The 8,237-nt window shown below is 60.4% G+C and carries 7 protein-coding genes; 6 read left to right on the top strand and 1 reads right to left on the bottom strand.

All coding sequences use genetic code 11. The features are described from left to right. Positions 1-400: 400 nt before the first annotated feature. Positions 401-1,147 (bottom strand): FadR/GntR family transcriptional regulator, encoded by a 747-nt coding sequence (locus ABIB56_RS17305; RefSeq protein WP_354570469.1) that lies wholly within the window; start codon positions 1,145-1,147, stop codon positions 401-403. A 40-nt stretch (positions 1,148-1,187) separates the two neighbouring features. Here ABIB56_RS17305 and ABIB56_RS17300 point away from each other — a divergent pair, with 40 nt between their 5' ends. The 6 genes from ABIB56_RS17300 to ABIB56_RS17275 all read left to right on the top strand — a co-directional run bounded on the left by ABIB56_RS17300 (position 1,188) and on the right by ABIB56_RS17275 (position 8,237). Next, positions 1,188-1,967, top strand: coding sequence for an IclR family transcriptional regulator domain-containing protein (locus ABIB56_RS17300; protein ID WP_354570468.1), 780 nt, complete (start codon positions 1,188-1,190; stop codon positions 1,965-1,967). A 155-nt stretch (positions 1,968-2,122) separates the two neighbouring features. After that, on the top strand, positions 2,123-3,121 hold the full coding sequence (locus tag ABIB56_RS17295; RefSeq protein WP_354570467.1) for an ABC transporter permease: 999 nt from the start codon (positions 2,123-2,125) through the stop codon (positions 3,119-3,121). Then, positions 3,114-4,340: a sugar ABC transporter substrate-binding protein gene (locus tag ABIB56_RS17290; protein WP_354570466.1), complete on the top strand. Its 1,227-nt coding sequence runs from the start codon at positions 3,114-3,116 to the stop codon at positions 4,338-4,340. The genes ABIB56_RS17295 and ABIB56_RS17290 overlap by 8 nt, the downstream gene beginning before the upstream one ends. Before the next feature lie 3 nt (positions 4,341-4,343). Further along, complete coding sequence (locus ABIB56_RS17285) at positions 4,344-5,909, top strand: ATP-binding cassette domain-containing protein (RefSeq protein ID WP_354570465.1); 1,566 nt, start codon at positions 4,344-4,346, stop codon at positions 5,907-5,909. A 43-nt stretch (positions 5,910-5,952) separates the two neighbouring features. Continuing rightward, positions 5,953-6,732, top strand: a complete 780-nt coding sequence (locus ABIB56_RS17280; RefSeq protein ID WP_354570464.1) for an SDR family NAD(P)-dependent oxidoreductase — start codon at positions 5,953-5,955, stop codon at positions 6,730-6,732. Between the two features lie 50 nt (positions 6,733-6,782). Then, positions 6,783-8,237 carry an aldehyde dehydrogenase family protein gene (locus tag ABIB56_RS17275; RefSeq protein ID WP_354570463.1) on the top strand — a complete coding sequence of 485 codons (1,455 nt, stop codon included), beginning with the start codon at positions 6,783-6,785 and terminating at the stop codon, positions 8,235-8,237.

The raw sequence follows: 8,237 nt of genomic DNA, 5'->3' as shown, positions 1-8,237 counted from the left end.
ACAACCAACGCGCCGAACCATTCAAATGGGTCAAAACCGCCGACCACCTACCCGGCAAGATCAAACGTAAAGAGACCATTAACACGCGACACTAGAAGCTGGGTGCCGGAGCACTGTCCGGTGACTCACTTTTCGCTCCCCCAAAGGGAAAGAGTTCGTCTCTCGTCAGCACGGCCGCCGAGACCTCTTCCACCGCGCTCTTCGAGACCGATTCCAGGTTCCTGTGGACCTGGACGAGTGCCCGCAGGGGAACCTTGAGCGCGACAGCTTTGCCGTCAGGTAACGGTTCCGCGTGCGAAGAGGAGATTTTGACGGTATGGCGTTTTGATGTGGCGTTGTTCTGTAGCCGAGCGGTTGATGCGGATCGCAAACGGAGTTAGCGGCGGTAAAAAACTGCGCGCTATGTCGCGATGCGCCGCAGCGTGCGATCGAGGTGGGCTGCCATGACCTCCTGCGCCCCGGCGACGTCACGTGCCCGGATTGCCTCAACGAGAGCGCGGTGCTCGTCGTTGCCTCGGTTGCCCATGACTGGGTCGGTGAGTCGGGCCTGTTCGAGCGACATCAGCAGGGGCACCCGTAGTGATTCAACCAGCATCGCCAGTGCTCGGTTGTGAGTAGAGCGCGCAAGGCGTATGTGGAATTCCGCGGAGGTTGCAGGGTCGTACGTATTGTGGGATCGCGCGAGATCAGCGGCATCGCAGATAGCGAGCAGATCGGCGATGTCATCATCGGTGGCCCGTTCGCAGGCCAGGGCGACAGTACCGCCGTCGAGTAGCTGGCGCACCTCGGTGACCTCGGTTGCGGTGATCGTCGAAAGGGCGAGCATCTCGGTGATGCCCTCACCCACCTTCGCGCTGGTTGGCGCGGTGACAAACGCGCCGCCCCCCGCTCCCACCCGAATTTGCACAAGCCCCGTCGCCTCTAACATGCGCAACGCCTCGCGCACAGTTACACGACTCACCTCAAATAGAACGCAAAGCTCACGCTCCGAGGGCAAACCCTGACCGGCGACGAGATCGCCGGAGTAAATCAGGCTGCGAATGCGGTCAACTATCGCGGCCGACATACGTCCCATCGGGATCGGCATAAACAAGCGACCAGAGCTGCTGATTGCGGGTGGCTTGCTGGGGTCGATTCTGATGGTCATGCTCCTATCGTAGGATTCAAATCAAATCGATACGAAAGGAATGACCTCCATCGCCTCACTCGTATCCGCCGCGATGAACGGCAGCACTCCGAAATCGGAGGCCAACGCTGGACTTGCCAGAGGCTTGGCGATTATGGAATCGTTCTCGGCCGGACGCCCCCAACTCAGTATTACGGAGGCCGCGCGTGCCATTGGCGTGGCCCCCGCCATGGCGCGGCGATGCCTATTAACACTTGAAGCAACGGGATACGTAGTCTTTGACGGCAAATTCTATCGTCCTACCCCGCGCATGGTACGGCTTGCTGCCACTTACCTCGAGACTGCGGCACTGCCGCGCCTGGCACAGAAACACCTCGACTCGGTGCGTGACCACCTTCACGAGGCCGCGTCTCTTGCCGTACTCGAGGGAGGGGACGTGCTGTTCATTGCGCGTGCCGAACCAGATCACTTAGTCGCCACCAATGTTCGGGTGGGTAGTCGACTGCCGCCGTACCTATCGGCGACGGGATGGATGTTGCTCGGGACGCTGAATGAAGAACAGCTTGATGACTATCTCGGCGGGGTGCAGGAACCTTTGGACACAATCGAGCGCGCGCGACAGCAGGTCGCGGTCGCGCGCGAGGCCAGGTATGCGCTCACCGACGAGGAGCTCGGCCCCGGTGTGCGGTCGCTCGCCGTGCCGGTGGTTGACCATCGTGGTCAAGTATTCGCAGCAATGAGCGTGGCTACTTTCTCCGCGCGTGAGACAGTGCTCGAAATGCTGGACCGAGTGCTTCCGGTACTGAAAACTGCGGCCGAGCGCCTCGGCACCACTCTCTAACAGCCCTCTACGACGCTTTTTCCGCGCTGGTCGCCACTGCGTTGGTAGGACCATTTGCGCTTGTCCGTAAAAGTCAGATAGCATATCTAACTGCGAACAATATTCGCTGAGCGAATGATTTGTGTCAAGGAGGACACGTGACAAAAGCGGCTGAAATGAGTCACGCACCTGGTCGGCGATGGGCTCCCGTCACAACGAAAAGTTTCGTCAGCAGGTTTGGACTGCTCGCCCTCTGGCTTATAGAGATCGTCGTGTTTATAGCGATCGCACCAAAAATTTTCTTGAACATCAACACTTTTAGCCAGTTAGCCAGTTCGCAGGCCTCCCTCGTGGTGCTCGCCCTCGCGGTCGTCCCAACCCTTGCTGTAGGCGAGATCGATCTATCGGTCGCCTCCGTCATGGGGCTCGGCGCGATCATCTTCGGTCAACTGAATGGTGTGCTCGGTATCTCACCGATTGTTGCCATCATCGTCGCTGTGGGGACTTCGGCTGTGGCCGGTCTGATCAGCGGACTCATCACGGTGCTATTGCGAGTGCAAGGCCTGATTGTCACGCTGGGCATGGGGACACTCGCGCTCGGTATCACCTTGCTGGTGTCGAACTCGCAGTCGGTTGGCGGCGTATCCCCCGAGCTAAGCCATTTTGTCAACCTGCCAATCGGTGGGGTAAGTGTCGCTTTCTTCATCGCAATCGTGCTCGCGTTAGTGCTCTGGTACGTGATCCGGCACATGCCACTTGGGCGGTCGATGCTCTTCCTAGGCTTCAATCGCGAGGTCGCCCGACTCTCTGGCATCCGGGGAAACCGCCTGCGCATCCTAAGCTTTGTGGCTGGCTCGCTAATTGCTGGCATCGCCGGTGTGATTTCAATCGGAGTCGCCGGTGGTGCCGACCCCACCTCGTTCCAACCATTGCTTCTTCCGGCGTTCGCCGCGACGTTCCTCGGAACGCTCGTCTTCACGCCCGGCCAAGTCAATCCGCTCGGAACCGTCGTCTCGTTGTACTTCCTCGCCACGGGGATTTTCGGCATCCAAGTGCTCGGCGCCGGCACATGGGTGAGCAATGTGTTCTATGGCGTCGCGCTGGTCGCGATTATCGCCGTTTCGGGGATAGCCGCAAATTATGGGCACTTAATCGGAAGGAAGAATCATGGTTGACACCGTCGTTACCCGACTCGGATCTACTATCGCAACTTCGGCGATCGTCAGCGTTTTCATCGTCGGCGTCCTCGCTGGCTGCTCGTCACCGGCTCCCACGTCGTCTTCGGGATCGGGATCGGGATCGGGATCCGGCTCCGCAGGGGTCGCGGCCGCTGCGGCCGCGCTCAAGCCGTACCTCACGACCAAGGTACCGAAACCAGTCGGTCAGCCATTCAATGCGACCGCGGCATCAGGCAAAGTCGTCGAAGTCATTGATCTGTCCGGCGCTAACCCGGCAGTGGCCGCGGTGTCGCAAAGCGCTAGAACCGCCCTGACCCATGTCGGTGCGGTCGTTCAGCGCTGCGACGCGAGCGGCGTGGCCGTGAACGTTGCAGGTTGCATCAACCAAGGCATCTCGCAGTCGGTCAAAGCAATCATCGTGATCGGCGGGGACCCGAAGGTCTACTCCCAGGGTATCGACGCGGCCAAGGCCAAGAACATCCCGGTGATCTCGGCACTCGATTTCCCGACACAGACTGAGGTGAAGGCGTCTGGCGTCGATGCGTCCCCACTCGATGCCGACACCGCTCTAGTCAGCGGCAACGCCGCACCGCCGGATGCCCTCTCTGGTACCCTCGCAGCCGACTTCATCGCATCGGATTCGAAGGGCAAGGCGAAGGTCCTATTCATCTCTTCGCCCGGAATTGTCGGCTCCGACTACGTCGATAAAGCCTTCCGGGTCGAACTGAAGAAGAGGTGCCCGGATTGCTCGATTGTTTCGGCTGGCGTCGCGATCACGAGTTGGGCGTCTGATCTAGGGGCAGTCGTGTCGTCAAAACTGGCGCAGAACCCCGACATCAACTACGTCGTGCCAGTGTTCGACCCGATGGCCGCATACACCAACCCGGCGATCAGCCAAGCTGGTAAGAGCAGCAGTGTGAAGGTTGTCACAGTCAACGGATCGCTGCAGCAGATGCAGGCGCTCTCACGTGGGGAACTGATCGCCGCCGAAATTGGCCAGAACCTTCCCGAGATGGGGTTGAACGCAGCCGACCAGGCCCTCCGCTACGTTGTGGGTGCTCCAGTAGTAAAGGAAGCTACCCCCGCGATCCGCGTCTTCACTTCCAAAAACATTGGGTCAATCACGGTAGCAGCCGAAAATTATGCGACGGGCGAGTGGTACACCGGGTCGCCTGACGCGCTGACCAAAACCTACTACGCGCACTGGGGTAAGTAGCAGGTGGTCGCCGACTCACTGGAACGGGACACATCGCGGTTGTGGATCACCGGTATCCGCAAAGCTTTCAACGGCGGCCGCCCCGTTCTGGAGGACGTCACTCTACGGATCGGCCCTGGCCAAGTTGTCGGCCTGGCGGGGGCCAACGGCTCAGGCAAATCCACGTTGGTCAAGATCCTCGCGGGCTATCATCACGCCGATGCTGGTGAGGTGGCGGTCGGCGGCACGCAACTGCCTCGGCACTTTCGCTCGCAGGATGCTTATCGAGCCGGCATCCGCTTCGTCCATCAAGATAAGGGCTTTGTCAGTGGGATGAGCGTACTCGACAACCTCGCGCTCGGTCACGGTTACGCAGGTGGCCGAGGTCGAATTGATTGGTCGGCGGAGCGTCGCGTCGCCGCAGCCGAGTTGGATGAGCACAACGTTTTAGTGCGGCTCGACGCGGACGCTGCATCTCTAAGTGCCGCCGACCGTGCGAAGCTCGCCATCATCCGAGCCTTGCGTCGGCGAGTCGGCGAGGAACGACGTGTGCTCGTGCTCGACGAAGCCACTGCTGCGATGGGTGCCGACGAGAGTCGGCTGCTGGGCGAATGGCTGCAAAAGATTGTGATCAAGGAGCAGTTGGGCATGCTATTTGTTGGACATCGGCCAGACGAGCTTCGCGAAATAAGCGACGAAGTCGCGGTGCTGCGCGCCGGGCGCCTAGTAAGCGTGATCGCGTCCGGGGAGGCGACCGACGAGGGCATCGTCGAGGCCATCGTGGGCGCTTCTTTGGACTCGTTCTACCCGCCGCGAATTGACATGCAGCCGCAGGAGGGACGACGACTCGTCGTGCGCGGGCTGAGCGGCTCGACGGTGCGCGGCATCGACTTGACCGTGAACGCAGGCGAAATTGTCGGCGTCACCGGCATTGAGGGTTCGGGGTTTGAAGAAATTCCCTACCTGCTGTTCGACACTGAACGAGCCGCATCGGGCTCGGTCACGATCGACGGTATTGAGTCGAGGGTTGGTCGGGTACCGATCGCGACCCGGCTTCGGCAGGGAATGGTGTTAATTCCCAGCGACCGCATCCGTCGCGGCGTCATCGATCGGATGACTATTCGCGAGAATATTGTGCAGCCGCGGCTGCGACATATGCGAGCCGGCGGATTCATCAGTAGTCGGCGCGAGCGCATCGAAACTCGCATCGCGATCGACAAGTTTGACGTCGTGCCAGCCGATTCCGAAGCGCGAATCGGATCGATGAGCGGCGGCAACCAGCAGAAGGTGCTCCTCGGCAAATGGCTGGCAACTGATCCGGGAGTGCTATTACTGCACGAGCCAACCGAGGGAATCGACGTGCGAACAAAGAAGGAGATTTTTCGCGTACTCGGGGAGCAGGCTCAGCTTGGCCGTGCCGTGCTCGTCGCGAGCGTGGAATACGAGGACCTTGCCCATATCTGCGACCGCATCCTGGTGATCGGCGACGGGCGCGTCCACAGTGAGCTCAGCGGCGCGGAACTCACCGGACCGACAGTCATGAACGCCGCTTACGTTGCAAGTATTACGAGCCCACGCGCGTCGTGGTGACCACTTTCTCATCCATCAACCAATAAACCACTTGGAGATCAACATGACCACTACTCACCTCGGCCGCTTATCCGACCGTGTCGCTATCATCACGGGCGCAGGACACGGCATCGGAAAGGTGTATGCGCGCCGATTCGTCGCCGAGGGCGCCTCTGTTGTCCTCGCGGACATCGACGGGAGTTCGGTCGAGGAAGGTGCCGAGGAGCTGCGCAAAAAGGGCTTCCAGGCGATCGGCGTGCAGGTCGACGTGCGCGACCAGGGCAGCATGAACGCAATGGCGGATGCTGCGACAAGTGCGTTTGGCAAAATCACCGTGCTAATTAATAACGCTGCACTTTTCGCCACCGTGCCCATGTCGCGTTCGCCCTTCAACGAGATCGAAGTCGAAGAGTGGGATCGGATGATGGCAATCAACCTGCGTGGACCGTGGCTCGCCGCACGCGCAGTATTCCCTGCAATGACCAAGCAAGGCTACGGCAAGGTGGTGAACATTAGTTCAGGCACAGCACTCAAGGGATCGGCGAGCCGCATCCATTACGTGACGAGTAAGGCGGGCATCCTCGGATTCACCAAGACCCTTGCCCGCGAGATGGCCCCCTCGGGCATCACGGTGAACTGTGTTGCCCCCGGCAGCACGCTCAGCGAGGAGCACCCCGACGCCGACACGCTTGCGATGCGCGACGCAGCCAAGAGCGACCGCGCGATTGCTCGCGTACAACACCCAAGCGATTTAGAGGGCGCGGTGGTGTTCTTCGCCTCCGCCGACAGCGATTTCATCACCGGCCAGACGCTGGTCATCGACGGTGGATCGTTCATGCACTAAGCGGCGTTGACTCCACTCCCCATCGTTGAGACAGAAATATAGGAACCGCCATGATTATCGCTTCAGAAGGGCCAACGCATCCAATGCGATTCGGCCGGCAACTCCACAGTGCTGCCAACGGTCACCTGCTGCCAGTGATCAATCCGTCAACCGAACAAGAGATTGGCTCAGTACCCGCTGGCGGTGCGGCGGATGTCGCGTCCGCGGTCGAGCGCGCAGAGGAAGGGGGCCGATCGTGGACTGCGCTGTCATGGCGAGCCCGTGCGGACCTGCTCGGGGAACTGGCGGTGCGCCTCGCCGACTCGGCGGAGGAACTCGCGCGGCTCGATACTACTGATTCCGGAAACCCCATCAGCGGTATGAGATATGACGCGATGCGCGCGGGTGAGGAACTGCGCTACTTCGCCGGACTCGGTGGCGAGGCCAAGGGTGACTCGATCCCATGGACTGCCGACCAGTTCGGCCTGACTTTTCGCGAACCCTACGGCGTGGTCGGGAGGATCACCGCATTCAATCACCCCCTTCTGTATACGGTAGGAAAGTCGGCGGCGCCGCTTATTGTCGGCAACTCGGTCATATTGAAGCCTTCGGAACATACCTCGTTATCTTCGCTTCGGTTTGCCGAGATTGCAGCCGATCTGCTTCCAGATGGCGTACTAAATGTGGTGACCGGCACAGGTACCGAGGCCGGCGCGGCCCTCGTAGAGCACCCCCGGGTCCATCGCCTCGCCTTTACTGGCGGTGTGCCGACCGGTCGAGCGATCCTGCGTGCGGCTGCCGAGGGCATCAAGCACGTCAGTCTCGAACTCGGCGGGAAAAATCCGATGATTGTCTTCCCTGATGTTGACGTCGACGCTGCCGTCCGAGCCGCGGTGACGGGCATGAACTTGCGTCGATCGAGTGGTCAGTCATGCCAGTCGACATCGCGTATTTTGGTGCACGAGTCGATCGCGGGAAAGTTCATCGAGGCTCTAGTTGCGCTAGTCGAGACTCTTCGCGTGGGGGATCCGCATCGTGATGATGTGGAGATGGGTCCTATCAGTTTTGCCACCCACTACGAGCGAGTAATGAACTATATCGAGATCGGAAAATCTGAGGGCGCCACGCTCGCTACCGGAGGTACCCGCCCCGCAGGCCTCGATGTCGGGTACTTCATCGCCCCGACTGTATTCACCGATGTCGATCCCCAAATGAGGATCGCGAACGAGGAGATCTTCGGACCTGTCATGTCCGTATTGACCTGGAACGACTACGACGAGATGCTGCAGCTAGCGAACGGAGTCGAGTACGGGCTAACTGCCAACGTATGGACCCGCGACTTCACCGCCGCGCATCGCACCGCCCAACGTCTCGAGGCAGGAATGGTCTGGATCAACGGGGAAACTAGCCGCCCTGCCGGTGTACCTTTCGGGGGCTTCAAGCACAGCGGTATAGGCAAGGAAGGCGGCCTCAGCGAGGTACTGGGCTACACCCGGGAGAAGAGCGTGATCGTCAACCTGGTCTAA

It is taken from the genome of Glaciihabitans sp. UYNi722 (assembly GCF_040549465.1).
Lineage (GTDB): Bacteria > Actinomycetota > Actinomycetes > Actinomycetales > Microbacteriaceae > Lacisediminihabitans.
Note: the sequence above shows the minus strand (reverse complement) of the source record. Positions and strands in the feature narration are given on the sequence as shown.

What these genes read in the sequence shown, in the direction of transcription:
- ABIB56_RS17300 (WP_354570468.1), top strand. Translation starts at nt 1,188, where the DNA reads ATGACCTCCATCGCCTCACTCGTATCCGCCGCGATGAACGGCAGCACT.
- ABIB56_RS17275 (WP_354570463.1), top strand. Translation starts at nt 6,783, where the DNA reads ATGATTATCGCTTCAGAAGGGCCAACGCATCCAATGCGATTCGGCCGG.
- ABIB56_RS17290 (WP_354570466.1), top strand. Translation starts at nt 3,114, where the DNA reads ATGGTTGACACCGTCGTTACCCGACTCGGATCTACTATCGCAACTTCG.
- ABIB56_RS17295 (WP_354570467.1), top strand. Translation starts at nt 2,123, where the DNA reads ATGAGTCACGCACCTGGTCGGCGATGGGCTCCCGTCACAACGAAAAGT.
- ABIB56_RS17305 (WP_354570469.1), bottom strand. Translation starts at nt 1,147, where the DNA reads ATGACCATCAGAATCGACCCCAGCAAGCCACCCGCAATCAGCAGCTCT.
- ABIB56_RS17280 (WP_354570464.1), top strand. Translation starts at nt 5,953, where the DNA reads ATGACCACTACTCACCTCGGCCGCTTATCCGACCGTGTCGCTATCATC.